The sequence below is a fragment of the Pyxidicoccus fallax genome, assembly GCF_012933655.1.
Taxonomy (GTDB): domain Bacteria; phylum Myxococcota; class Myxococcia; order Myxococcales; family Myxococcaceae; genus Myxococcus; species Myxococcus fallax.
In genome coordinates this window covers 1-25,432 of record NZ_JABBJJ010000178.1, presented here as the reverse complement: position 1 = coordinate 25,432, position 25,432 = coordinate 1, and the positions used below count along the sequence as shown (strand labels likewise).

Annotated in this window: 23 protein-coding genes; 8 read left to right on the top strand and 15 right to left on the bottom strand. The window is 71.2% G+C overall.

The genetic code is table 11. The features are described from left to right. The first annotated feature begins 623 nt into the window (after positions 1-623). Positions 624-872 (top strand): addiction module protein, encoded by a 249-nt coding sequence (locus HG543_RS31345; RefSeq protein WP_169348582.1) that lies wholly within the window; start codon positions 624-626, stop codon positions 870-872. 140 nt (positions 873-1,012) lie between these two features. Here the strand turns inward: HG543_RS31345 and HG543_RS31340 are convergent, their stop codons facing one another. From HG543_RS31340 to HG543_RS31330, 3 genes are read right to left on the bottom strand one after another with little or no spacing between them, the layout of a single operon-like run. Further along, a complete protein-coding gene (locus tag HG543_RS31340) occupies positions 1,013-1,537 on the bottom strand; it encodes a TfoX/Sxy family protein (protein WP_169348581.1) in 525 nt (174 codons plus the stop codon). A gap of 15 nt (positions 1,538-1,552) precedes the next feature. Beyond that, on the bottom strand, positions 1,553-2,344 hold the full coding sequence (locus HG543_RS31335; protein WP_169348580.1) for an endonuclease/exonuclease/phosphatase family protein: 792 nt from the start codon (positions 2,342-2,344) through the stop codon (positions 1,553-1,555). A 30-nt stretch (positions 2,345-2,374) separates the two neighbouring features. Continuing rightward, positions 2,375-3,310 (bottom strand): LysR family transcriptional regulator, encoded by a 936-nt coding sequence (locus HG543_RS31330; protein WP_169348579.1) that lies wholly within the window; start codon positions 3,308-3,310, stop codon positions 2,375-2,377. Between the two features lie 70 nt (positions 3,311-3,380). On the opposite strand from HG543_RS31330, the gene HG543_RS31325 reads away from it, so the two are divergent. Further along, positions 3,381-4,754 (top strand): MFS transporter, encoded by a 1,374-nt coding sequence (locus HG543_RS31325; RefSeq protein ID WP_169348578.1) that lies wholly within the window; start codon positions 3,381-3,383, stop codon positions 4,752-4,754. A gap of 54 nt (positions 4,755-4,808) precedes the next feature. Here the strand turns inward: HG543_RS31325 and HG543_RS54635 are convergent, their stop codons facing one another. The 4 genes from HG543_RS54635 to HG543_RS31305 all read right to left on the bottom strand — a co-directional run bounded on the left by HG543_RS54635 (position 4,809) and on the right by HG543_RS31305 (position 11,827). Continuing rightward, positions 4,809-6,530 carry a hypothetical protein gene (locus HG543_RS54635; RefSeq protein ID WP_211194277.1) on the bottom strand — a complete coding sequence of 574 codons (1,722 nt, stop codon included), beginning with the start codon at positions 6,528-6,530 and terminating at the stop codon, positions 4,809-4,811. A gap of 131 nt (positions 6,531-6,661) precedes the next feature. Further along, positions 6,662-8,311: a fibronectin type III domain-containing protein gene (locus HG543_RS31315; protein WP_169348577.1), complete on the bottom strand. Its 1,650-nt coding sequence runs from the start codon at positions 8,309-8,311 to the stop codon at positions 6,662-6,664. A gap of 216 nt (positions 8,312-8,527) precedes the next feature. Then, positions 8,528-10,180 carry a fibronectin type III domain-containing protein gene (locus tag HG543_RS31310; RefSeq protein WP_169348576.1) on the bottom strand — a complete coding sequence of 551 codons (1,653 nt, stop codon included), beginning with the start codon at positions 10,178-10,180 and terminating at the stop codon, positions 8,528-8,530. A gap of 198 nt (positions 10,181-10,378) precedes the next feature. Beyond that, positions 10,379-11,827, bottom strand: coding sequence for a fibronectin type III domain-containing protein (locus HG543_RS31305; protein WP_169348575.1), 1,449 nt, complete (start codon positions 11,825-11,827; stop codon positions 10,379-10,381). A gap of 294 nt (positions 11,828-12,121) precedes the next feature. Between HG543_RS31305 and HG543_RS31300 the strand changes: the two genes are divergently transcribed. Both HG543_RS31300 and HG543_RS31295 read left to right on the top strand, forming a co-directional pair. Continuing rightward, positions 12,122-12,910: a DUF2339 domain-containing protein gene (locus HG543_RS31300; RefSeq protein WP_281404481.1), complete on the top strand. Its 789-nt coding sequence runs from the start codon at positions 12,122-12,124 to the stop codon at positions 12,908-12,910. Position 12,911: 1 nt separating this feature from the next. Continuing rightward, the gene (locus HG543_RS31295; protein WP_169348573.1) at positions 12,912-13,586 is read left to right on the top strand and encodes a hypothetical protein; all 675 of its coding nucleotides are present in this window, start codon (positions 12,912-12,914) and stop codon (positions 13,584-13,586) included. On the opposite strand, the gene HG543_RS31290 is transcribed toward HG543_RS31295, so the two are convergent. The 3 genes from HG543_RS31290 to HG543_RS31280 all read right to left on the bottom strand — a co-directional run bounded on the left by HG543_RS31290 (position 13,570) and on the right by HG543_RS31280 (position 16,368). Continuing rightward, positions 13,570-14,730 (bottom strand): protein kinase domain-containing protein, encoded by a 1,161-nt coding sequence (locus tag HG543_RS31290; RefSeq protein WP_169348572.1) that lies wholly within the window; start codon positions 14,728-14,730, stop codon positions 13,570-13,572. The genes HG543_RS31295 and HG543_RS31290 overlap by 17 nt on opposite strands. Positions 14,731-14,766: 36 nt before the next feature. Next, positions 14,767-15,918, bottom strand: a complete 1,152-nt coding sequence (locus HG543_RS31285; RefSeq protein ID WP_169348571.1) for an oxygen-binding di-iron domain-containing protein — start codon at positions 15,916-15,918, stop codon at positions 14,767-14,769. A 147-nt stretch (positions 15,919-16,065) separates the two neighbouring features. Further along, the gene (locus tag HG543_RS31280) at positions 16,066-16,368 is read right to left on the bottom strand and encodes a hypothetical protein (RefSeq protein ID WP_169348570.1); all 303 of its coding nucleotides are present in this window, start codon (positions 16,366-16,368) and stop codon (positions 16,066-16,068) included. Between the two features lie 258 nt (positions 16,369-16,626). On the opposite strand from HG543_RS31280, the gene HG543_RS31275 reads away from it, so the two are divergent. Both HG543_RS31275 and HG543_RS31270 read left to right on the top strand, forming a co-directional pair. Then, a complete protein-coding gene (locus tag HG543_RS31275) occupies positions 16,627-17,097 on the top strand; it encodes a YqaA family protein (RefSeq protein ID WP_169348569.1) in 471 nt (156 codons plus the stop codon). A 237-nt stretch (positions 17,098-17,334) separates the two neighbouring features. Next, the gene (locus tag HG543_RS31270) at positions 17,335-18,987 is read left to right on the top strand and encodes a lamin tail domain-containing protein (protein WP_169348583.1); all 1,653 of its coding nucleotides are present in this window, start codon (positions 17,335-17,337) and stop codon (positions 18,985-18,987) included. A 106-nt stretch (positions 18,988-19,093) separates the two neighbouring features. On the opposite strand, the gene HG543_RS31265 is transcribed toward HG543_RS31270, so the two are convergent. Further along, positions 19,094-20,281, bottom strand: a complete 1,188-nt coding sequence (locus HG543_RS31265; protein ID WP_169348568.1) for an AI-2E family transporter — start codon at positions 20,279-20,281, stop codon at positions 19,094-19,096. Positions 20,282-20,401: 120 nt separating this feature from the next. Between HG543_RS31265 and HG543_RS31260 the strand changes: the two genes are divergently transcribed. Then, a complete protein-coding gene (locus HG543_RS31260) occupies positions 20,402-20,818 on the top strand; it encodes a DoxX family protein (protein WP_169348567.1) in 417 nt (138 codons plus the stop codon). Positions 20,819-20,827: 9 nt separating this feature from the next. Here the strand turns inward: HG543_RS31260 and HG543_RS31255 are convergent, their stop codons facing one another. The 4 genes from HG543_RS31255 to HG543_RS31240 form a co-directional block, all read right to left on the bottom strand. Then, positions 20,828-22,087 carry a threonine/serine exporter family protein gene (locus tag HG543_RS31255; protein ID WP_169348566.1) on the bottom strand — a complete coding sequence of 420 codons (1,260 nt, stop codon included), beginning with the start codon at positions 22,085-22,087 and terminating at the stop codon, positions 20,828-20,830. A 96-nt stretch (positions 22,088-22,183) separates the two neighbouring features. Continuing rightward, positions 22,184-23,524: a hypothetical protein gene (locus HG543_RS31250; RefSeq protein WP_169348565.1), complete on the bottom strand. Its 1,341-nt coding sequence runs from the start codon at positions 23,522-23,524 to the stop codon at positions 22,184-22,186. Further along, positions 23,470-23,970, bottom strand: coding sequence for a phage holin family protein (locus tag HG543_RS31245; RefSeq protein ID WP_169348564.1), 501 nt, complete (start codon positions 23,968-23,970; stop codon positions 23,470-23,472). Before HG543_RS31245 ends, HG543_RS31250 begins: the two co-directional genes overlap by 55 nt. A gap of 14 nt (positions 23,971-23,984) precedes the next feature. Beyond that, entirely contained in the window at positions 23,985-24,413 is a 429-nt protein-coding gene (locus tag HG543_RS31240) for a hypothetical protein (RefSeq protein WP_169348563.1), read from the bottom strand. Positions 24,414-24,605: 192 nt separating this feature from the next. Between HG543_RS31240 and HG543_RS31235 the strand changes: the two genes are divergently transcribed. Further along, positions 24,606-25,432, top strand: an 827-nt coding sequence (locus HG543_RS31235; protein WP_169348562.1) for a pseudouridine synthase, incomplete at its 3' end; no start/stop codon positions are given.

Below are 25,432 nucleotides of genomic sequence, written 5' to 3'. Positions count from 1 at the left end.
ATCCCCTCCCAGCCCCCCGGCGCCGTCTTGCTGGAGGAATCATTCCTCCACGACGGCCCGTCTCGGGCGCCCCCTTGCTGGAGGAATCATTCCTCCACGACGACCCGCCTCGGATGCGGCCTCGCTGGAGGAATCATTCCTCCACGACGACCCGCCTCGGGCGCCCCCTTGCTGGAGGAATCATTCCTCCACGACGGCCCGCCTCGGATGCGGCCTCGCTGGAGGAATCATTCCTCCACGACGACCCTCCTTCCGGAGAGGGCTGACGTGCCAGGAAGGGATGCGGCTCGCGCCAGGGAATGACCTCTGGCAGCTCATCCGGTTGCGTGCCCTTTGGTCCATCCATGGGCCGAGGCGGGGGCTGACACGCGCACGGACTCGGGAGTCACGCGGTGCCGAGGGACGATGCCTTGACCGCCATGGAGGTTGCGATGGGGCACCTGGCACCACGCTCACGATGAGGGAGGGCGCCTCCGAGGACAGGAAGCTTCCCGCCTCGAACGAATCCGAGGCGCGGAAGAAGCGCCCTGCAAACAGAAGGGGCGGCGCTGGAATTGAGAAGGGAGCCGCAGGCAATCCTCGCGGCCTTACCGGACTTCCCTGAAGCAGGTTGGACCTCGTTCATGGCCTCCACCGCGGATGACCTCCTGCCAGAAGCGCTCCGACTCCCGACGGAGGAGCGGGCCCGTCTCGCGCACAAGCTGCTGCTGAGCCTCGATGATGGAGAGGCGCGGACAGGTGCCGATGCTGAGTGGGCGGCTGAAATCGAGCGCCGTGCTCAAGAGGTCGTCTCCGGCGAGGTGAAGACCTACGACGCGCGCGAGGCCATCGAGGAAGTCAGGGCCCAGTTGCGCGCGCGTCGCAGAGGCTGAGCCCCTTCGTGCGCGCGGAGCTGCATGAAGAGGCGCGGCGGGAACTCTCCGCCGCCAACTGGTACGAGGATCGGACTCCTTGAAGTAGGGCGACCGCGAGGATTCATCGCTCCGCTACGGCGCTTCGCCCCGGGTCGAGTTCAGGCGCGAGACGTACGTGAAGAGGTCTTGCGTGCAGAACGAGCATTCTTCGCCCGCGCGGTCTTCCGACTCGCGGGAGCCTTCTTCGCCGCGGCCTTCTTCACGGGGGCCGCCTTCTTGCGCGCCGGAGCCTTCTTCGCCGTGGGCGCGGGCTGCTTCTTCGCGGCCGCCTTCTTCTTCGGCGCCGCCTTCTTCAGCGCCGCCCGCTGTGCCGCATCCACCGCGCGGCGGGCCCAGGGCAGCAGCGCGTAGGCGTCATCCGCGGCGTCCGAAGGCGGCGTCCAGTAGCTCGTCTCCATCGGCTTGCCACCGCTCTCGAACGTGAAGGGCCGGCCCCCCGCGGCCTGGAAGTCGCTCAGGGTGACGTCGTCCGCCTTCAGGAACAGCTGCCCGTCCGCGACGAACCCGAACATCCGCCCACCGAGGTACAGCCCCCAGCCGCCGAAGAACCGCCGGGCCTGCACCGGGCCCACCTTCTCCAGCAACTCCACCGTGTACTCCACGAAGCTGTCCATCTGCGCCATGACCCCTCCTCGTCGTCAGCGGAACGTCGCCACCAGCGGGTTGTGGTCGGACGCGTCTCCCACGTCAATGACCTCCGCCGACATCAGCCGCTCCGCCATCCGCGGTGACGCGAAGACGTAGTCCGTGCGGTAATCAATCGTCACTCCGCCCCGGTTCCGTCTCGCCGTCACCCACTTCGGAGACGCCGGCCGCTCCCGCAGCGTGTCCACCCAGCCGTACGCCTCGATGTCGTCAATCACGTCGAAGCGCGGCGGATGGCCATACTTGTCCGTCCCCGCCCGGCGCAGTTGGTCCCCCAGGTCCACCGGGTACGGGTCCTTGCGAGACAGCGAGTTGAGGTCTCCCGCCAGCAGGTAGCGCCCCTCCCGGAACGCCGCCGCGTCCATCAGCGAGCGCAGGTACCGCGCCTCCACGTACCGCAGCTTCTCCTCGTGCGCGTCGAAGTGCGTGCCGAACAGCGTCACCGGCCCGCCCTCCACGTCGAGCTCGCACTGGACGATGCAGTGCCCCAGGAAGTGCCGGTTGTTGTGCACGCTCACCGAGCGCAGGGCAGGGCGGCTCACCACCGCCACGTGGTAGCAGCGCCCGCTTCCTCGCGAGCGCGACTGTCCCAGCACCCGGTGCGCGTCCTCCTGGGGCACGCCCAGCGCCTCGGCCACGCGGTGCAGCCTCCCGCCGTCATCCCAGCCGAGGCACTCCTGCAGCACCAGCACGTCCGGAGACTCGCGCGCCAGGAAGGTGACGAGGGTGTCGAACCGCTCCTCGCCGCCCTGCAGGACGTTGAACGTCATCACCTTCATCGCCATGGAAGCTCTCCCCACGAAACGCGCGGCAGGCTACCGCACCCGCTGCCCCGAGGCGCCGCCCTTCCGCGCGCCCCACGGCTCCGGCATCGCGCGGATGCTCTCCACGATGAACGTCTTCAGCGCCCGCGCCGCCGCCGTGAGGTAGCCCTCGCCCCGGTGCACCAACGCCACCTGTCGCCTCGGCCCCCGCACCAGCGGCACCACGTCGAAGCCGCGCGACTGGTGGTCCCTCGCCATCAACTCCGGCACCAGCGCCACCCCCAGCCCGCGCTCCACCATGCGGCGGATGGCCTCCGCGTTGTCCGTCTCCAGCGCCAGCCTCGGCGTCACCCCGCGCGCCTCGCACTCCGCCTCCAGCGCGCGCGTGCCGCTCATCCCGGGGATGACCACCCAGGACTCCTCCACCACCTCCCCCAGCGCCACCGGCTTCCCCAGCCGCGTCAGCTTGTGCCCGCGTGGCACCGCCAGAATCAGCGCCTCCTCCCACAGCTTCTGCGCCACCAGGTCCGCCCGCCGCACCGGCAGCGACAGGATGGCCAGGTCCAACGTCCCCTTCGCCACTCCTTCCTCCAGCGCGGGTGCCATGCCCTCGCTCAGCCGGGGCCGCACCTCCGGGTACTGCTGCGCGAAGGCGGGGATGATGTCCGGCAAGAGGTACGCCCCCACCGTGTGCAGCGTGCCCAGCGACACCGTGCCGCGCGGCGTGCCCGACAACCGCTCCAGCTCCGACGTGCCCGCGAGCAGCGCCTCCAACGCCCGGCGCGCGTGCGGCAGGAAGCGCTCCCCCGCGTCCGTCAGCACCGCTCCGCCGGGCGTGCGGACGAGCAGTCGAGTGCCCAGCTCCCCCTCGAGCGACTGGAGCTGCCGCGACAGGCCGGACTGGGACAGGCCCAGCCCCCGGGCCGCCGTGGAGAGGCGGCCCTCCTGGGCAACCTGGAGAAAGGCCCTGAGCTGTTCGGTGGTCATGCGGTTTCCGCAAGAAGTCTATGCGTAGGGTGCGGTTTTCGCATGGCCTTCCGGGGCGTACACGTAGCGCATGAGTGGAAGCGGTTTGTCGGTGGAGCCCGGAGTCGTCGCGCGTCCGGGGACGGCGCGGCGGATGGCCACCGGCGCGGTGCTGCTGGCCCTGGTGGTCAGCGCCTTCGAGGGCACGGTCGTCACGAGCGCCATGCCCACGATTACGCGCGAGCTGGGCGGCCAGCACCTGTACTCTTGGGTGTTCTCCGCCTTCCTCTTCGCGTCCACCGTGGGCGTGCTCGTGTCCGGGAAGCTGGCGGACCGGCTGGGGCGCAGGCCCGTCTTCTTCGGCGGCATGGGCCTGTTCCTCGTGGGCTCGGCGCTGTGCGGCCTGGCGGACTCGGTGCCCATGCTCATCGCCTTCCGCGTGCTGCAAGGGTTGGGCGCGGGCGCGCTCCAGCCCACCACGCTCACCATCAGCGCGGACCTCTACACCCTTCGCGAGCGCGCCGCCGTGCAGGGCCTCTTCACCGGCGCGTGGGGCGTGGGCAACGCCACCGGTCCGCTCATCGGCGGCTGGATTGTGATGCACACCTCGTGGCGCTGGGTGTTCCTCGTCAACGTGCCCGTGGGCCTGTTCGCCGCGACGCTCTTGTACCTGTCGTACCGCGACCCGCCGCGCCGCGCGGACGTGACGCTGGACCGGGCGGGCCCGCTGCTGGCCGGTACCTCCGCGGCGCTGCTCCTCTTCTCGCTGGAGCCCGGCGCCGCCTCGCTGCGGTGGCTGTGCGCGCTGGGCGCCGTGGCCCTGGGCGCGGTGCTGGTGCGCCAGCAGCGCGGCGCCGCGTCCCCGCTGCTGCCGGCGGAGCTGGTGAAGGACCGCACCGTGCTCAGCGGCGCCGCGGGCAACCTCGCCGGGGGCGCGCTCCTGTACAGCATGGCCGCGTGGGTGCCGCTGTGGATGACGGAGCAGGGCGGGCACTCGCCGGTGGGCGCGGGCCTGGCGCTGCTGCCCATGCTGCTGGGCTGGTCCGTGGGCTCCACCTTCGGCGTGAAGCTGCTGGTGCGCGGGGGCATGCGCCTGAGCACCGGCGTCAGCTTCGCGGTGGCGGCGGTGGGCGTGGGCTTCCTCGCCCTGTCCTCCGCGCTCGACTGGGGCGTGCCGGCGGCCCTCGTGGGGCTCGCCGTGCTGGGCCTGGGCCTGGGCCCGGCCGCGAGCACCTCGCTGGTGGGCCCCCAGTCCCGCGCGCCCTGGCACCACCGCGGCATCGTCACCAGCAGCCTCTACGCCATGCGGCTCTTGGGCGGCGCGCTGTCGGTGGCCCTGCTGGCCCTGGCCCGGGGACACTTCGCCGCGCAGTTCGCCATCGCCGCGGGGCTCACGACGGCCGCCGCGCTCGGGCTGTGGCTCTTCGCGCCCGGCAGGACGGAGCCAGCGGCGCCCGGCGCCTGAGCCCGGGAAGGGGCCGGCGGGAGTCGCTCCCACCGGCCCCGAGGCAAAGCCCGCTCAGGGCCCCAGCGCGGGGACGCTGAGCAGGCCGGTGAACGCCGGCACCCGGCTGACGTTCGCCCGGTCGAAGAGCATCAGCGGCCGGTCCACGACGTCGTACCCCGGCGCGTGGATGGCCTCCACCATGAGGAAGTAGTGCTGACCCGGATCCAGGAGGTTCCCGGGCAGCAGGAGCGAGTGGGTGTTCGCGCTCAGGGTGAACAGGGCCACGGTGGGAGCGGCCAGGAAGTCCTCGGTGAGGGCGATGACCTGCCGCATGTGCACCAGGTAGGCGCTCACGCTTCCGGCGGCGGGGGGTTCCCACGCGACGACGTGATTGCCGTGAGAGAGGGTGCGCGGGCCATATGCGTCCGTTCCATCCACGGTGAGGGCACGGGGCGGACGGACGCGGGGCGTGAGGGGCCTTCCCGTCAGGTCGGCCACCCGGTCGTCGACGAAGGCGCTGCCGGTGACGGTGAGGGACTTGTCGTCCGGCAGTTGGTACCTCATCTGGAAGCTCGCGCGCGCCTGGCCCGTCACGCCCCAGGTGGAGGGGAAGGGATTTCCATAGAGAAGCGTGCCCTGGATGGGCGAGGTCGCTTCCATCTCAGGGCGGAAGCTGAGCAGCGTCCCCGACCACCCCACCCATCCCTCCGGAGGGCCGTGCGCGGCCGGGTGCAGGGAGAAGCTGGCCGCGCGGAAGGTGGCGGCCGGATGGACCTCGGCCGCGAGGGCCGCGAAGTCGGGAATTCTCCAGTCGAGGGAGAGCTCATTCAACGGCAGGGGCTGGAGCGTGCCCGCGAGGGGCATGGGCGCGGTGTTGTCGTAGGAGAAGGGCGCGAGATGCAGGGAACGCACCGTCGTGGTGTAGCTGTACTCGCTCCCGTCCGAGGCGCTCAGCTGCCGGGGCGACATCTGCATCACCCAGGCCCGGTCCCCTCGCGACTGCTCGAACACGGGCATGGGCCCCGGGTCATTGCCGATGATGAGCTGCTCCAGCTCCACCGAGGTCGCGCCTTCCTCCGGAGTGAAGAGCCCCAGCTCGGACGCGTAGTCCACCTCTCCAGAGACCACCTGGATGTCGCTCTCGTCCTGTCGCCACGGCTCGAGCCCGCCCAGGGCGAGATTCGCCAGCCAACGCTCGCCATATTCCAGGAAGCGGGTGTCGGAGCGCCCCAGCCGGTTGACGCTCAGGTCCAGGAAGCGCGCGTCGGTGACGACATGGAACGTGTCGACCCTCAGGTGGTAGGTGCCCTGGGGAATACCGGGGAAGACGTACTCGCCCGGCGCGGGAGACGTGCCGGGCACGGGCACCAGCTCGCCGCCATCCACCGCGAACAGCTCGATGGAGGTCTGCGAGAAGTCGTCCGGCTGCTCCGTGTACCCGCTCGCCGTCAGGAAGCGGGTGAAGCGCCGGATGCGCACCGTGTCGTCGGGAGGGCCCGCGTCCGTGCCGGCATCGGAGCCACCGTCCGCACCGCCGTCCGTCGGGTCCGACCCCGCGTCGGAACCCGCGTCCACCGGGTCCGTGCCCGCGTCGCTACCGGAGTCGGCGGGGTCGGTGCCAGCATCCGTGCCCGAGTCGATTGGGTCCGTGCCGGCATCGGAGCCCGCATCCACCGGGCCCGTGCCGGAGTCGACGGTCGTCCCGCTGTCGGGCGTCGGGTCCGGGTCGTCGGAGCAACCCAGCCACGTGGTGCACAGCAACAGCGAAAGCAATATCAAACGCCAGCTTGGCATCTGTCCCCACCTCTCCAACACACCCGCCGGACTGGCTATCCGGCACCCCGGTGTTGGCACGGTTCCACCCTTAAATGACACTGCGTTGCAGGTGATAATCCAAAGCCATGCACGGCGCAGCGGAACGCCGCTCAGGGCGTCTCGGGCGGCACGGTCAACAGTCCGCTCATGGCGTGCGCCGCGCTGTAATCAACCATGTCGTCGATGACGAATGGCTTGTTCGACACGTCGTAGCCGGGGGCCAGGACCGCGCGCACGGTGAGGAAATAGGTGTTGCCGGGCTGCAGCAGGCCGGAGGGCAGCCGGACCGAGGTGGTGCTCCCGCGCGTGTAGAAGAAACCCGCGGGCACGAAGTAGGGGTTCGCGATGTTCGGGTCGGTCATGAGTCGCCGCAGTGAGACCACGTAGGCGTTCGGGGTTCCGGCCGCTGGCGGCCGCCAGGCGAGGACATGCCCGCCGCTCGTGATGGTGCGCGAGGTGTAGAGCTCCGTTCCATCCAGGGTGAGCTCCAGCGGCGGCCGGATGCGCGGGACGATGGGGCCCGAGCCGATGTCGGACGGACGGCCTCTCACGAAGCTGGTGACCGAGGTCACCGCGGGGAGGCTGGCCCCGGGAATCTGGTAGGAAATACGGAAGCTGGTGGAGGCCATGGCCACGAGCCCCCAGCTCGCCGGATAGGGATTCCCATAGACGAGCGTTCCCCTCGCATCCGCCGGCTCACCCCTGGGACGCTGGAACTCGACCACCGTGCCGGCATAGCCCACCCAGCTCTCGGCGGGTCCGTAAGCGGTCGGCTCCATCCGGAACAGGCTGGTGCTGAGCGTGGCCGCGGGGTTCACCTCGGCGGCATGGGCCGCGAAGCGGGAGATCTGCCAGTCCAGCGGCAGCTCATTCATCGTCAGCCGCTGGAACGTGCCCTGGATGGGAAAGGGCTGGCCTCCGTCATACGCGAGCGGGGGAAGCTCGAGCCCGCGCACCGCGGTGAGGTAGTTCTGGGTGCCGCCGTCGGGCAGGGCACCCAGCAGGCGGGGATTGAGCTGCACCACCCAGACCCGGTCTCCCTTCTCCGGCTCGATGTGCGGAGCGGGGATCACCTCATGGTAGAAGCTGACGTCCCGCGCGTTCCACGAGGAGTTCTCGATGCTGTGGCCGAGGTCGATGACGCCGGAGTAGCCCACCTGCGGGGAGGTGACCCGCAGCATGGCCTCGGGGTCCGCGGGGTTGGTGGGGAACGGCGGCGGCGGGTCGGGCCGCCACACGGTCTCCAGCCCTTGCAGCGCGATGTCCGCCGTCGGCTCGTGGTCGGGGTCCATCGTCACGAAGTCTGGCCGGCCCAGCCGGTGACCGCTCAGGTCCAGGTCGCGTGAGTCCGTGACGACGTAGTGGTGGCCCCACCTCAGGTAGTAGGTGACGCGGGGCACGTCCGGGAACACGGACTCGCCCGGCCCGCCATCCCGGCCGGGGATGGGCACGAGCTGGTCACCCTCCTCGACGAGCAGCTGGATATGGGAGACGTCATCCGGCCGATCCACGAAGCCGTTCGCCGTCAGGTAGCGCGTGAAGCTCCAGACACGCACCGCGGTGCTGGAGCCCGCGTCGGTTCCTCCATCGCGCCCGGAAGTTCCTCCATCCACGCCACCATCCGCCGGCCCGGTGCCACCGTCGTCGGAGCCCGCGTCGAGCGAAGTCCCGCCGTCCGGAGTCGGCTTCGGGTCGTCGGAGCAGCCCAGCCACGCGGAGCCCAGCACCAACGAAAGCCCTGCCCAACGCCAGCCCATCATGTGTGTCCCCCTTTTCCTGCCAGGCCCCGAGGTCGGTCCGGCCGCGAATGTACCCCGTTCGCGTCCCACCCGGGCCAGAGCGCCACTCAGGCAGCAGCGTGCCCATGAACCCGGCCCAACCTCCGGCCGGCCCATGCGCGGTCAGCCGCGGTAGGAGGGTCGTTTGAGCCCCCCCCCGGCAACGGCAAGAGACCCGCCGGTGACGCGAAAACCAACTCAAGGCGCCGCGGCGGTCACGCTGAACAGGCCGCTGACCGCGGTGGCCTCGCTGTAGACGGCGCGCTCGTTCAGCCGCAGCGGCTCGCGCGACACGTCGTACCCCTCCGCCAGGACCGCGCCCACCGTGACGTAGTAGTGCTGCCCCGGCTGCAACAGCCCGGGAGGCAGCCGGACGGAGGTGGCGCTCTCGTCCACGTAGAACGTGGAGACCCGCACGAAGGTGGAGGCCCCGCTCGACAGCATCTCGCGCCGCCACAGCGTCACCTCGTAGGCGTCCGCACCTCGCCCCGAGGGAGGCGTCCAGCCCAGGACGTGGGCGCCCTCCGCGAGCGACCGCGAGCCGTACGCCACGGTGCCGTCGAGCGTCAGGTCACGAGGCGGCCGGATGCGGGGGACGATGGGCCCGGCCGCGAGACGTGAGGTCAGGTCCCTCACGAGGATGTAGCCCGAGACGTTGAAGCGAGGCGCCTGTCCGACCTGGGATTGGACGCCGAAGCCGGTGCTGACCTCGGTCACCGGGTTCCACGTCGCGGGATGGGGATTGCCGTAGGTGAGGGTGCCCACCGCGTCGGCGGTGACGCCAACGGGGCGGCGGAGCCGGAGCAACTCCCCCGCGTACGTGTCCGAGCCATGAAGCTGCCCATACGGCCCCGGATAGATGCCGAAGATGGAGCCTCGAACGGTGGCCGTGGGATTCACCTCGGCGGCGAGGGCCGCGAAGGCGGAGACCTTCCAGTCCAGGGGGAGCTCTGCCTGGGGCAGCGGCTGGAGGGTTCCCTGGAGGGACAGGGCTTCACTCCCGTCGTGGGAGAGCGGGGGAAGGTGGAGGGCGCGGACCGCCGTGAGGTAGTTCTGGGTTCCGCCGTCGGGCAGGGTCCCCAGCGTCCGGGGTGACAGCTGCACCACCCGGGCCCGGTCTCCCTTCTCCGCCTCGAACCGCGTCAGCGAGCCCGAGATGCGCGTGATGGCCTGCGTGTGTTGGAACCGGGTGGCTCCCAGGTAGGCCTCCCCGGGCGAGATGTCGCCCACGAAGCCCAGCTCCTCCGCGACGAGGTGCAGCTCGGCGCTGGGGTCCTCCACGAGCGGCAGTGTCTCGTAGTCACGCAGGTTCCACTCCTCGACTCCGCTCAGGTTCAGGTACGCCATCGAGGCGTACGGGCTCCCCGCGTCCAGCGGCTGTGCCTCCGCCCGTCCCAGGACGTTGACACTCACGTCGAGCGTGCGCGCATCGGTGACGACGAACCGCGAGCCCACCTTCAGGTAGTAGGTGCCCTCGGGCACGTCGGGGAACACGTACTCGCCGGGGCCTCCGGCCGCGCCGGCCACGGGGACCAGGGCCTCGCCCTCCACGACGAACAGCTCGACGGGATTGCGCGTGAAGTCCTCGGGCCGCGCATCCACGCCAGCGGCCGTGTGGTGGCGCAGGAAGCGACGCACGCGCACCGAGCCGTCCGTGGGGCCCGCGTCCGCACCCGCGTCCTCCGGGCCCGTCCCGGCGTCGGAGCCCGCGTCCTCCGAGCCCATCCCGGCGTCGAAGCCCGCGTCCGCCGCCGTCCCGCTGTCCGGAGCCGTGGGCTCGTCGTCCTCGGAGCAGCCCAGCCACGTGCAGCACAACAGCAGACTCAGCAATACCGGACGCGAGGTCCGCATGATTCCCCCTCTCCAAGCACACGTGCCGGGCGGCATGCCCGGCACTTCCGCGAATGAAAGTGCCGGGACCATAGCTGCGGGAGGAGGGGAAGCAATCCCGTCAGCCTGGGGGGCCAGAGCGCTCGGCGGACCGCGGAGAGCGTCCGCATGGCGCTGGCCCTCCGAGGTTCTCGAGCATCCAGGGCTGCATCTTCCGCGCTACCGGGCCGGAACGGTCAGCAGGCCGCTCATGGTATTCGCGCCACTCTCGGTCACCTGTTCGGCGAGAACGAAAGGCTTCCTCGCGATGTCGTAGCCCGGGGCATGGACCGCGCGCACGCTGACGAAGTAGTGCTTGCCTGGCTCGAGATGGCCGGCGGGCATCCGGACGGAGGTGAGATTCGCCGGCACGTAGAAGGTGAGCGCGGGCACGGCGACCCGGGTCGAGTCCCCGAGGTCATCGATGCGCCGCAGCGTCACCACGTACAGGTTCGGCGTGCCCGCCGCGGGCGGCTGCCAGGAGAGGACGTGGGCGCCGGGAGCGACGGTACGGGCGCTGTACGCCTCCGTGCCATCCAGGGTGAGGGCGCGGGGCGGCCGCATCAGCGGCACGATGGGGCCGTCCGACAGGGAGGCCACACGGTCGGAGACGACAATCGTACTCGTGTATGTGAAGGGCTCCTGACCCGGAATGTCGAAGGTCACGCCGAAGGACGAAGAGGCCTGGGCCAGCACGCCCCAGTTGGACGGATAGGGATTGCCATAGACGAGCGTCCCGGTCGCGTCGGAAGCCTCTCCCGCCCGACGTCCGAGCGCCAGCAGATAGCCTGAGTATCCGACCCAGCCTTCCTCCGTGCCGAAGGCCATCGGGAACAGGCTGAAGCTGCTGCTCCGGAGGGTGGCCGACGGGTGCACCTCGGAGGCGAGCTCCGCGAAGCGGGAGACCTTCCAGTCCAGCGCGAGCTCGTTCATCGTCAACGGCTGGAGCGTGCCCGCGAGGCGCAGGGGCTGGCTGCCGTCATACGAGAAGGGAGGAAGCTGGAGGGCGCGGACCGCCGTGGTGTACCGCTGCGTCTGTCCGCCGGGCAGGGTGCCCAGCGTCCGGGAATTGAGCTGCACCACCCAGGCGCGGTCCCCCTTCTGCGCTTCGAAGCGCACCATGCTTGGCCCCGTGTCCGGGGCGATGAAGACCTCCTCCTGTGTCAGCGAGGTCGAGCCTGTCTCGGCGGAGGCGAACAGCGTGGCGTGGAATCCCACCTGCTCGGAGACGAGCTGCAGGTCGGACTCCACGTCGTCCCACGCTTCCAGCCCGTCCAGCGCCACGCTCGCCATGCCCGAGGCCTGCACCTCGGCGATGTCGGGCCTGCCCAGCACGTGGGTGCTCAGGTCGATGTCGCGCGAGTCGGTGACGATGTAGCCGCCGTACTGCTTCAGGTAGTAGGTCTCGCGCGGCACATCCGGGAACACGTACTCCCCCGCCTTCCCCGGCGCGCCCGTGACGGGGACGAGGTTGTCCCCCTGCACGACGAACAGCTCGACCGGCGCCTGGGCGAAGTCGTGAGGCCGCTCCTCGAAGCCGCTCGCCGTGAGATGGCGCGTGAAACGCCTGACGCGCACCGCGTTGTCCGGGACGTTCGGGCCCGGCTCGGGGTCATCCGAACAGCCCATCCACGTGGCACACGCCATCAAGCCGAGTAAAGACAAACGAAACGACCGCATCGCTCACCGTTTCTCCAACACGCCGGCCTGGCGGAATACCTGGTACGGGTGCTGGGGCTTCCCCGAAATCGCAGTCAATTATCGAGGGCTGTTGCCAACACACTGCAAGAACCCAGCGCAACGCGTCATCTCCATGCTTTCACGGGGATACGGCACCAGGTGTATGCGCCGTGTGCAGGCTTCGCGCCGCGGTGTGCGCTCCGCTGCACACCCGCTTCACGGTCCGTCACGCAAGTCCGCGTGATGCCTCGCGTCATTCCCTGGCAGGGCGGCTGCAATCCGGAGTTTCCCGCACGCGCTGTCACTCGGCGCAGGAGGAACCGGATGCACACGACGATGACGACGAAGTGGGACGTGAAGGTCCTGGGGAGCGTGGGAGCGGGGCTGCTGGCCATGGCGGCCGTGTTCCTCTGGAGGGACCTGCAGGTGCCGCGCGAGCTGCTGCTCACGGTGGCGGCGTGCGTGGCGGCGGGCCTCGCGCTCGTCCGGATTCCGATGACGCGCGGCCTGCTGGGGCCCATCGCCGTGCTCACGTGCGCGGTGGCGGGTGGACTCTGGTACGGGGCGACGAAGCAGGAGCTGCTGCTCGTGGGGCTCGCCGTGACGCTCGCCGTCTCCGTGGTGACGCTGCTGCGCTCGCGCCCGGGGCCCGGTGAAGCGCCCGACCGGGTGCGGGACGTGCTCTCCTGGTACGGCCTCACCACGGCGGCCATCGCCGCCTCGTGGTCCTTCTACTTCCACTACCTCACACTCGGCATCGCCGAGGACAACGTGGCGCGCCGGCTGGTGCTCACGCTGGGGTGGCTCGTCGTCGGCGTGGCGCTGGTGCTCACCGGCCGCCAGCGCGGCACGCCCGTCATGCGGGACGCGGGCTTCGCCTTCGTCGCCATCGCCGTGGGCAAGGCCCTGCTCTACGACACGATGAACCTGCACGGCACGCTGCGCGTGGCGGGCCTCGCCGTCGCGGGCGCGCTGATGCTGGGCGCCGCGTGGCTGACCTCGCGCGCCCCCGCCGCCTCCCGGAGCGCGTGACATGGGACTGCCCCTCACCCTCGCCAGCGCCCTGTGGCTGGCCACCGCGCCCGCGGGGACGTGCTGGCGGCCCGAGGACCAGACCGCGGGCTGGAAGTACGTGGACCTGCCGGAGGAAGCGCCCGCGCTCGCCGCGCCCGAGGACGTGGACCAGCTCCGCTCCGGAGAGCCCGCGCGCCTGTCGGAGTCGGACCCGCGCGCGTACGTGGGCGCCACGAAGCCGAAGCCCGGCCGCATGGCCTACACCTTCCGCGTGCCCCCGGGCACCACGCGCCTGGAGGTGTCCTTCCTGGAGCCGCTGCGCGGGGCCAAGGTGGACGCCACCGCGTCCACGGTGGGCGGCGGCACCTTCCCGCTGCTCAGCGAGCGGCGGCAGGCGGGCGCGAGCCTGACGCTGGAGTGGTACGGGGACACCGTGGACGGCGTGGTGGTGGAGGTCCATCACCACCTGCGCGAGCGGCCCGTGGTGCGCGCGTGGCGGACGGAGCGGCCCGTCTGGCCGGAGCGGGAGCCGTCCGTGACGGCGGCCTTCCGGGCGCCGCGCGCTCTCTACTTCCTGCACCCGGGGGGCGGGCGCACCGTCCTGCTGTGCCAGTCGCCGGAACGCGCGCTCCGGCTGACGCGCTGGCCGCTGGAGGGCACGCCCACGCCCGTGTCACTCAAGCCGGTGCCTTGAAGGCATACGGCCACAGCTTCGCCAGCGCGGTGCGCAGCGCGGCCGCGTCGGGGTAGCGGTCCTCGGGCCGCTTCTCCAAAAGCTTCAGCACCACGCGCTCGAAGGGCTCCGGCAGGTCCGGGCACAGCGTGCGCGGGGGCACCGGGGCCTGCTGTACCTGGAGGAACATCAGCGGCACCGGCTGCTCGTGGCGGAAGGGCAGCTGCCCGGTGAACATCTGGTACGCCACCACGCCGAGCGCATACAGGTCCGTGGCGGGCGACACCGCGGGAGTGCCCATCACCTGCTCGGGCGCCATGTACTCCGGCGTGCCGAGCACCGCGCCCTGCGCCGTGGTGCCCGCCACGTGCATGCTCTTGGCGAGGCCGAAGTCCATCAGCTTCAGCACGCCGATGCGGGTGACGAAGAGGTTGGCGGGCTTCACGTCCCGGTGCAGCACGCCTCGCCCGTGCGCGTGCTCCAGCGCCACTGCGGCGTGGGTGAGCCAGCGCAGGGCCTCGGCCCACGTGGGCCTCCGCTCCGCCAGCACCTGCCGCAGGTCCGAGCCCTCCAGCAACTCCATGGTGAGGAAGTGGCGCTCGCCGTCCGAGCCCGCGTCGAAGACGCGGAGGATGTTGACGTGCTCGAGCGCCCGTACGTACTGCACCTCCTGGAGGAAGCGCGTCACCAGGTGCGGCTCGGCGTGGGGCACGGCGAGCAGCTTGAGCGCCACGCGCTCGTTCCGGTGGAGGTCGGTGACTTCGTACACGGTGGAGCTGCCTCCGGCGCCCAGCCAGCGCTCCACGCGGTAGCGGCCCGCCACCACCTGCGCGGGCACGAGGCCCCGCACCACGGAGGCCGGCAGCGGCGTCGCGATGCCCTGCAGAAGCGTGCCGTGGGGCGACATCGGCGTGGAGGGCCGCAACGACTCTCCCCACGATACCGGAGGAGGCGGCGTCACCGGCCGCAGGTCCGCGCCCGGTGTTGGCGGGGGGCTCGGCGCCGGCATCACCGGAGGAAGCATCGCCGGAGCAGGCGCCACCGGAGCGGGCATTGCTGGAGCAGGCGCTACCGCGGCAGCAGGCACCGCCGGAGCCGGCCCCACATCGAACGCGGCTCCGCCCAGGTAGGCCACGTCGCCGGCATCATCGTCCGTCGGGTGCACCTTCCCCTCCCTCGGTTCGCGTGGAAGCGCTCCGGCTCACGTGTCCAGCAGCGAGACGTGGGACTGCGCGCCCGTGCCCTCGAGGTCCAGGTGCGGCGTGGGCAGGTTGTACTCGGCGGCGGCGCTGGTGGCCTCGACGATGATGGGGCCGGCGATTTCCGGCGGCTCGCCGTGGCACAGCAGGTCCACCACGTGCTCCAGCGTCCACTTGCCCAGCCGGTTCACGTGAAGGCCCTTGCCGTCGTAGGTGGCCGTGTCCGGCAGCTCCTTGCTGGCCGCCAGCTTCGCGTCGACGGACGCACCGAGGTAGCCGCGCGCCAGCGACAGCACCCGGTCCAGCACCGCGTTCCATGCCTGCAGGTGGGTGCGGTCCTGCGCCTCGTCCATGATGTCCAGGCCCACCTGCAGCCGCTCCATCCGGTCCAGGAACTGCTGCACCAGCGCGCCGCGGATGATGCGGCCGTGCTGCGGCGCAATCATCTCCACGCCCGGCTCCAGCTTGCGGATGGTGGCCACCGCGCGCACCAGCGCCGCGTTCACCGGCATGTAGATTTGATGGAAGGCGCGGATGCCCGCCCAGTCGGACTCGTCCGCCCACAGCCCCTTCGCGTTGGAGTCGGTCAGGCCGCCGAAGAGGTCGCCCGTGAAGAGCACCCGCGTCTGCGGGTCATAGAGCATCACCGCGCCCCGGAAGTGGCAGAAGGGCGAGGGCACCGGCAACAGCTTGTGCCCGGTGGGCACGCTCAGCCCCTGGGCGAACTTCTCCGTGGGGATGAAGCGGTTGCGCGGCAGGTTCTGGTGGACGATGAGCCGCCACGTGTCCTCGGAGCAGAGGATGCCCGCGCGGGGCGCGTAGCGCGCGGAGATGAGGCTCGCCGACGAGCCCACGTCCGGGTCCTGGTGGTTCACGAACATGGCCGACAGCCGCTCCATCCCCCCGATGAGCGACGTGACCTTGGTGTGCATGGCGGAGAAGTCGCTGCTGGAGCCCGGGTCGATGAGGAGGTTGAACTCCGTGGGCCGCTGCGTCTTCGTGTCCGTGCCGCGGAAGCGGCGCAGGTACGGGTTGGCGTAGAAGATGTTGCCCGGCTCTCGCTTGCCCACCCAGAACGTCTCGGGGGCGATCTCCACCGGCACCAGGCGGATGTCGGAGCTCGGATTATGGGCGGGGGCGACGGTGCTGCTCATGGGGTCGGCGTTCCTTCGCGCGGGGGGTAGGTCCTGCCCCCACGCCCTAGCAAGCCGTGCGCCGCCGGACAGCGCCCCCGGAGGAAACGCCTGGGCGCCGCAGTTCCTGCGTCCAGGCGGCGGCCGGCGCAATTCCTGCGCGGAGGGTTACTGCTGAAGCGGGGGTTGCAGCGTTCCGAAGCGCTCGATGCCCGCGTCCAGCGCGGAGCGCACCGCGTGCAGCACGGCCTCGTCCGACACCTGCCGCACCAGCACGAGCTGGCTGACGAGCAGGGACGGCGCCGCGGCGAGCTTCCGCTGGAGCACGTCCAGCGTCAGCAAGGTGAGGGTGAACCCCCTGCCATCGCGAAGCCGCACCACCAAATCCAACCCGTCATGCGGCGGCAGGGCCGGGTCATCCGCGACCAGGATGGAAGCCACCCTGGCATCGCCCGAGTCGATGGAGCGCACGTCATCCTCCAGAAGGTGAGGCGTGGCCACGCATGGGCCCGCCGGGTCTTCCTTCGTCCACTCCTGGCGGGCAGGCAAGCCGGCACCAGGGCGGGCTGCTCGGGAGCGGACGGCGGACGGGCTCACACACCGTTCGGATTCACTCACTCCAGGCGAGGGATGCCATGAGGCCGACATCGCCGCTCGAGCGCGCCAGGAGGGAAATCACCCCGGCCGCCGCGCGCGCGTGGCAAGCTCGCCTGCCTTCGCCCGTCCTCCATGCCGGACTCGTCCACCCTCGCCGCCTGGGGCCTTCCGGGCCTCTTCCTCGTCGCGATGATGGCGGGCTCGGTGGTGCCCGTGCCCTCGGAGGCGGTGCTGGCCGCGGTCGTCTACGGCGGCACGGCCCCGACGGTGGCCATCGCCGTGGCCACGGTGGGGAACGTGCTGGGCGCCCTCACGCTGTACGCGCTGGGCCGGTGGGTGGCGAGCGGTGGAGGTGGCCCGCTGGGCCGGTGGTACCTGCGCCGGCGCGCGAAGGAAGGGCCCCGCATGGAGCGCGTCGAGGCGCGCGTGCGCACATGGGGCGCGCCCGCGCTGCTGATGTCGTGGCTGCCCGTGGTGGGCGATGCCTTCGTCATCGCGGGCGGCATGCTCGGCGTGCGGCCCGTGCCCTTCGTCCTTTTCGTCACACTCGGCAAGGGCCTGCGCTACCTCTTCGTCGCGCTGTCCACGGCCGCGGCCCTGTAGCATCCGCCCCAAAGACAGTTCACTCCGGTTTCACGCAACGCTGCCACGTACCACCTCGATAAACCTGACTGGTGGTTCGGGTGTGTTCGCACGCCCCGGCCATCGCTCAGGTGTGTCTTCCTCGACCCTCTCAACCGCTCCCTCTGGGAGCAAGGACCGGACAACGTGCGAACTCTCGAAACTCCCTCCAGGCCCCTGCCATCGCGATGGCGGTGGGCCACCGCAGTGCTCCCCTTGATGCTCGCGGCCTGCGGTGGCGTGGAGCCGGCGGTGGAGCCCGCCAACGAGGCCGTGTCGGTGGAGACCCGGGAGGACGCGCTGAGCAGCGTCCGCATCCGGCTGATGGCGGCCAACCTCACCAGCGGCACGGGCCAGGACTACGACCCGGGGCACGGCCTCCGCATCTTCCAGGGCACGGACGCGGACGTCGTGATGATTCAGGAGTTCAGCTACAAGACGAGCTCCGCCACGGACCTGCGCGCCTTCGTCGACACGGCGTTCGGCCCGGGCTTCCACTACTACCGTGAGGGCGGAGCCCAGATTCCCAACGGCGTCATCAGCCGCTGGCCCATCATCGCCGCGGGCGAGTGGGATGACCCGTACGTCTCCAACCGCGACTTCGCCTGGGCGCGCATCGACGTGCCGGGCCCCAAGGACCTGTGGGTGGTGAGCGTGCACCTGCTGACGACCAGCAGCGGCACGCGCAACTCCGAGGCCAGCAACCTGGTCAACCGCATCAAGGCCAGCATCCCCGCGGGCGACTACCTCGCCATCGGTGGCGACCTCAACACCGGCAGCCGCACCGAGTCGTGCTTCAGCACCTTGGCGCAGGTGGTGTCCACGGCCAGCCCGTACCCGGCGGACCGCAACGGCAACACCAACACCAACGCCGGCCGCAACGAGCCCTATGACCACGTGCTGGTGGACGCGGACCTGCGCCAGTACCAGACGGCGGTGGTCATCGGCTCCAGCTCGTACGCGAACGGGCTGGTGGTGGACACGCGCGTGCACTCGCCGCTGTCCGAGATTTCGCCCGCGCTCTCCGGCGACAGCGGCGCGTCCGGCATGCAGCACATGGGCGTCATCAAGGACTTCCTCATCCCCGGGGACTCGGTGGGCGGCAGCGTCACGGTGACGGCGCCCAACGGCGGTGAGAGCTGGGCGGGCGGCGGCGCGCGCACCATCACCTGGACGTCCTCGGGCGTGACGGACGTGAAGGTGGAGTACACCCTGGACGGCAGCACGTGGAGCACCGTCAGCGCCAGCACCGCGGCCTCGGCGGGCAGCCTCGCGTGGACGGTGCCCTCCAGCGCCACGTCCGCCGCGCGGGTGCGCGTGAGCGACGCCTCCAACGCCACCATCTCCGACGTCAGCGACGGGGTCTTCACCATCACCACCACCACCGGCGGTGGCGGCGGCACGGGCAATGTCATCATCAACGAGGTGCTGATCAACGAGCCCGGCTCGGACGTCAACGGCGAGTTCGTGGAATTGGTGAACGTGGGCACCGCGGCGGTGGACCTGAGCGGCTGGACGGTGTCGGACGCGGCGCTGTCGCGGCACACCTTCCCGAGCGGCACCACGCTGGCGGCGGGCGAGGTGCTGGTGGTGTTCGGCGGCGCCTCGGGGATTCCCGCCGGCACGCCGGGCGCGGTGGCCGCCTCCACGGGCTCGCTGGGCCTGTCCAACAGCGGTGACACGGTGACGCTGAAGAACGCCACCGGCACGGCGGTGGACACCGCCACGCTGGGCTCCTCGCTGGCCAGCACGGACGGCGTGTCCGCCAACCGCAACCCGGACGCCACGGCGGGCGCCACCTTCGGGCTGCACACGGGCGTGTCCAGCCTGACGTCCTCGCCCGGCCGTCGCGCCAGCGGCGCGTTGTTCTAGCCCAGGCGCCAGAGACTCCACGGCCCCGCTCTCCGGTGTGTGCCGGAAGGCGGGGCCGTGGTCGCTTCAGGGGAAGGGGCAACGACCCCCTCGGCAGCGTTGGAACTCAGTGCGGGTCCGTGGGCGTGGGCGACAGGGGAATCCGCTCCCCGGTGGCCTCCGAGCGCACGGAGGGAAGGGCATGACCGCCGTCACCGGCGCTGCCCGGGCCCGGCGTGGCCGGGTCCCCGGGGCGCACGCTGGCGCGCCCGTAGTCGCGCTCCCAGATGCGGACGAGCGCGAGGAAGAAGGCGACGATGAGCGGGCCCAGCAGGAGGCCCACGGTGCCGAACGCGGCGAGGCCGCCGAGCAGGGCGAAGAAGACGATGGCGCCGTGCTGGTGCATGCCGCGCTTGGCGAGCAGCGGCTTCACCACGTTGTCCACGAGGCCCACCACCACCGTGCCCCAGACGGCCAGGAAGAGCGCCGCCCAGGGGTGACCGCTGAAGAACATCAGCGCCGCGGCGGCCAGCACGACGATGGCCGCGCCCACCGCGGGGATGAGCGCCAGGAAGAAGGCCACGCCCGCGAAGAACAGCGGAGCGGGCACCCGGGCGATGAGGAAGCCGATGAGCGCCGCCACCGCCTGCACGCCCGCGGTGGCCACCGAGGACAGCAGCACCGAGCTGGACACATTGCGGAACTCACGCATGATTTCGCGCGTCTGCCCGCGCCGCAGCGGCGACACGCTCTCGATCCAGGCCACCAGCCGCGCCCCGTCCGTGAAGAAGAAGAACAGGGCGATGAGCATCATGGTGATCTGGAGCACCAGCGAGCCCGTGGCCGCCACCGCCCCCGTCACCGCCTTGGCCGCGGTGCCGCCCTGCGTCGTCACCTGCTGTTGGATGGTCTGGTCCAGGTTCTGCTGCTCCATGGGGAGCCGCTCCAGCAGGCTCTGCACCGTGCCTCGCACCGGCCCGGGGAGCCGCTCAATCAGCCCGGTGACGCCCTCGCGCTGCACCGTCTGGCCGACGAACTGGACCCCTTCCGTCACCTCGGTGACGACGAAGGCGGTGAGGCCGCCCAGGGGCAGCAGCAGGGCGAGGATGATGCCCGTGGTGATGATGCCGGCGGACACCCCCGCCTTGCCGCGCAGCTTCCGGGTCAGCCGCTTGTGCAGGCCGTAGAAGGTCGCCGCCAGTACCGCCGCGAGGAAGAAGGCCTCGGCGAAGGGCCGGATGACGATGGCCAGCAGGATGATGGACAGCAGGATGAGGCCGGTGAACACCCGACGGGCAGTAAGCTCGGACGCCATGACCGCAAGGTAGGGACGCCCCTGGGGGAAGGCAGGAGCACGCGGCCCCCATGCCTGCCTGCCCGCCCTGCTGGCGAGAAGACTTGGGCCCGGCCGAAGGGCGGCTAGAGTGTGCCCGCCATGCCGTCCTTCGAATCCACCGAATTCACCTACTGGCTGCTGCAGGCGCTCTGCGCGGCCTTCCTCGCCATCCTCTTCCTCCAGTCCGGCCTGGACAAGGTCATCGACTGGAAGGGCAACCTGGGCTGGCTCACCGGGCACTTCGCCAAGAGCCCCCTGCGGGGCATGGTGCCGCTGATGCTGGCCGTCATCACCGTGCTGGAAATCGCGGCCGGCGCCCTCAGCGGGGCGGGCCTGGTGGCCCTGGTCGCCACCGGCTCCGCGACGCTGGCCTTCTGGGGCGCGCTGCTGTCGGCGGTGTCGCTGGTGGCCCTCTTCTTCGGCCAGCGCATGGCGAAGGAGTACGCGGGCGCCGGCGCGCTGGTGCCGTACTTCCTGCTGGCGCTAGCGGCGGTGTTCATCACCCGCCTGCGCTGAAGGGCGCCGTCACAGCACCTTGCGCGGAGGCACGAGGGCGTTGGCGGACAGCAGGCCCGCCGCCAGCGCCACGGCCACCATCAGCATGGAGAAGGCGGTGTCCACCCCGGCCACCACGTCCCGCTCCAGCAGCGAGGCCAGGCTGCGGAAGCCCACGCTGCCGGGCACCAGCAGCATGAGCCCGGGCACCACGGTGGTGAGGGAGGGCCGGTTGCGCAGCCGCGCCAGCGCGTTGCTGGCGATGCCCAGCAGCAGCGCCCCGATGAAGGCGCCCAGCTGCGCCCCCAACAGCAGCGCCCCCAGCCGCGAGCCCGCGAAGGCGAAGGTGCACGCCGCGGCAATCCATCCCCACTCGCGCGGGCGGGCCCGGAAGAGCACCCCCACCGCCAGGGTGGCCACGGCCAGCGCCACCGGCTGCGTCCAGCCCGGCAGCGCGGGCGGCAGCGGGGCCTGGGGGGGAGGTGGCAGCAGCAGCGACAAACGGCTGCCCAGCGCGACGCCGAAGCCGAGCTGCAGGAACACCAGCGCCGCCCCGGTCAGCCGCGAGGTGCCGGAGATGAGGTGGCGCGTGGCCAGCTCGTTGATGGCCACCGTCAGGGACAGCCCCGGCAGGAGGACGATGAGGCCGGCCAGCGTGGCCACCTGCACGGACAGCGGCCCCATGAAGCTGGCGGCCAGCGCGGCGAGGGAGGAGGAGAGGATGGCGGCCACCGGCTCCAGCACGCGGGCGGTGGAGGGCTGCCGCCGCGTCAGCTCGCCCAGGGTGCCGATGAGCAGGCTGCTGAGCGCCGCCACCGCCACCTCCCGCAGTCCGCCGCCGAACAGCCGCGCCGCGGCGCCGCCCGCCAGTGTCCAGCACACGAGCTGGAGCGCGGGGCCATAGCGTTCCGGCATGGCGAGGATGGCCTCCACCTCGCGGGCCCCCTCGGCGGGAGTGAGCCGGCCCTGGATGACATCATCGGCCAGCACGTCCAGCAGCGTCAGCCGCTCCACGTCCATGTCCCCGGGCTCCACGCGGATGAGGCTGGTGCGCAGCGCCTCGGGCGGCCCGAAGGACGCGAAGAGCGAGGTGGGCGTGGAGAAGAAGCGCCCCTCCAGCCCCAGCCGCTCGGACACGCGGACCATCAGCCCTTCCAGGCGGTGCGCGGGGGTGCCGTAGCGGTGCAGGGCCTCGGCCAGCCGGAGCGTGAAGGCCACGGCGGGACCGGGCGGCGGAGGCTGATTCAGGGACGCGAGCAGCTCGGGAGGGACGGCCACGGCGGCGCACATGGCAGACGCACCGGGCCCAAGTCAAACGACAAGGGGAGCAACGGACCGGTGACGGACCGTTGCTCCCCCGACGACTGCCCAGGCTTTTTCCGTGGCTCAGTGCACCTTCGTCACGTCATCCAGCGGCGGCAGGGGGGGGATTCGCGAGGAGCCGGAGGGCGAGGAGGCCAGCGCGTCCGCGTTGTCCTCGGTGCCCGCCACGCTCACGCCGCCGGTGTTGGTGGCGCCCAGCCCGGACGCGCTCGACGGGGTGCCGCTGATGCTGCTGGCCCCGAAGCCGGTGTTGGTGGAGGCGGACGTGGTGAGGTCCGACGTCGCCGACATGTTCGAGGAGGAGTAGCCCTGACGGCCCTCGTAGTCGGACGACTGCTCGCTGCCCTGGAGCTTCTGGTTGAGCTGGTCCCCGAGCTGCGTGATGCTCTCCTCGGCGCGGCGCTTGGCCGGCTCGATGAGGCGGCGCTCCTTGTTCGACACCGGGATGATGGTGGAGGCGAGCATGCCCAGGGCGATGCCGCCGAGCGCCAGGAGGATGGGCTGCTCATCCACCGTGCGGGTGAACCACTCGGAGGTGCGGCCCTGCACCACCTCGCGCGAGGGGATGCGCTCACGCACGTGCGAGGCGCGCTCGCGCAGGTTGTCCACGGCCCCCATGGCGCGCTCGCGCACCTCGGTGGCCTTGCCCATGGCACGGTCCTTCACGTCGGAGGCGCGGTCCCTCACGTTGTGGGCCACGTCGGAGGCGCGCTCCTTCACGTTGGACACCGCCTCGCCGGCACGCGCCTTCATGCCGCCGTCGCCGGAGGTGTCCACGTTGCCCAGGTCGCGGTTGGACACGTCGTAGTTGGAGGAGACGCCCTGGTAGCCGGACACGTCACCGTAGCTGGTGCCCGCGCCATAGCCGATGTCCGCGCGGTCGGCGGTGGCGTAGCGGTCATCGCGGGAGTAGCCCAGGTCCGGGCGCCCGGCGCGCAGCCCGTCGTAGCGCCACCGGTCGTCCTCGCGCCAGCGCTCGTCGCCGTAGCGGCCGTAGCGGGTGTCGTACCGGCCGCCCTCGTACGAGCGCTCCTCGCGCATCGTGAAGGCCCTGCGCATCAGGGCCGACCCGACGCCGGCGCCGATGAGGGCTCCCAGCAGGCTCCACCCCTTGGGGGTGTCGGCACGTTCCTTCAGCTCCGTCGTCCTCTGCATCACCGTCTCCTTGGCGTGTGTCTTGAGTTCCGTGGCCTTCCCCACGGCGGCGTCCCTCGCGTGCTGCTTCAGCTCGCCCGCCTTCTCCGTGGCGAACTCCTTGGCACGTTCCTTCAGCTCCTCGGCCTTCTCATGGGCCATCGCCTTCAGGCGGTCCGGCTCCGCCTTGCGAGCCAGCTCATCCGCCAGCTCGGTCAGGCGTGCCCGTGCATCTGCGATTTCATGGAGTGCGCGGTCCTGCTCGCCCATTGCCCGTCCTCCTTCAGGGTTTGGATTGTCCGTTGAGGTCCATGGATGTGCTTCAGCCGTCCGAGGCCAGCCCAGGCGACAGCGCCGCCCACCGCCAGCAGCACCACGGCCACGATGAGGGCCGAGGCCCACACCGGCAGCGCCGTGGCCAGCGCGGCCACGAGGAACGCGACGAACGTCAGCGCGCCCAGCAGCAACACCACTCCGCCGCCCGCCAGCAGCCCCGCGCCGGCCGACGCCTTCTTCGCCTCCGTGCGCAGCTCCGCGCGCGCCAGCGTCATCTCGGCGCGCAGCAGGCGGCGACCCTGCTCCATGAACTCGGAGAAGAGCTCGCCGAAGCCGCGGCCCCCGAAGCCGTCCGCGCTCACGCGGCGGGTATCGGAGGCGCCGTCACCGTTCGGCCGGAACCTCTCTCCGTCTGCTTGATGTGGAATCGTGGGATCCATCCGCGTACCCCCCGTCAAACCTTGATGAACCGGCCGAGCGCGAAGCCGATGGCCGCGCAGCCGACGACGAACAGCGCCGGGCGCTGGCGGACCTGGTCCTGCACGTCCGCGATGAGCTCCTCGGTGGTGCCGTTCTCCAGCCGGTCCGACGTCTTGCGCAGCAGGCCCACCGCGCTGGTGAGCAGCGGGCGCGCCATGGCGGCCTCTTCATTGTTCGACACGGACTCCAGCGTCGTCACCAGGCCCTGGATGCCCTTGACCAGCTCACCCTTGCGGCTGTCGACCTGCTGGTAGACGCGGCCCCTGGCCACGCCGCTCAGCTGCTTCACCTGCTCCTTGGCCTGCGCCACGGCTCCGGAGGTGTGCTCCCCATTGGGGATGCTCGCCCCCTGCTGCGTGAAGCTGCTGCCCTGCACATTGGACCCTTCCAGTACGCTGCCCATGCAGTCTCCTCCAGTTCGTGTGATGACCTGTCGAGAGGGGGCTGCCCGGCGCCTTCGTGCCCGCGCCCCGTTGTTCCTGAAGGTAGGCACGCGGCGTCGGATGCTCGACGCAGCGGCAGCCTTGATGGGAGGGCAGGCGGGAGGGAGAGCGGTGGCTGCGGGTGGGAATGATGGATGTGAGGAGGCGAGTGGATGGCGCGTAGACAGCGGACTCCGAAGTGGCTGGAAGCAGCCCGGCGCCGCGGGCCCGGAGACGTGCCCGAGGGCGAGCGGGCGGACTGGCTGACGAGGGCCTTGGGGCGAGCAGGCGTGCTCCCCCGTGCCGAGGCGGAGGCCGCCATCCGTGAAGGCCGGGTGGAGGTGGACGGGCGCGTGGAGACGGAGCCCTTCGCGCCGGTGCGGCCCGGGATGGAGGTGCGGGTGGACGGGCGGGTGCGGGAGCTGGAGGCGTCCGTGCTGGCGCTGATGTTCCACAAGCCCGCCGGGCCGGTGGTGCATGGCTCGGACCCGGAGGGCGTGGGCACCGTCTTCGAGCAGCTGCGCGCGGTGCTGCCCGGGCCGCTCCTGGGCTACGAGTGGCTCGCGGTGGGGCGGTTGGACCGGGACACCACGGGGCTGCTGCTCTTCACGAATGACGAGCGGCTGGTGCGGCACGGGACGTCGCCGGAGACGCACGTGGCGAAGCGGTATGTGGCGAGGGTGTCGGGACGGCCCGGAGAGGCCGCGCTCCAGCGGCTGCGCGAGGGGCTGGTGCTGGACGACGGGCCCACGCGGCCGGCGGGGGCGCGGCTGCGGGGGCCGGACGTGGTGGAGCTCACGCTCACGGAAGGGCGGCACCACCAGGTGAAGCGAATGCTGGCGGCCGTCGGGCACCCGGTGCTCGCTCTGCACCGCGAGGCGGTGGGCGGCGTGACGCTGGACGTGCCCGAGGGTGCCTTCCGGATGCTGCGGGAGGAGGAGGTGCGCGGCCATCGGCTTCGCGCTCGGCCGGTTCATCAAGGTTTGACGGGGGGTACGCG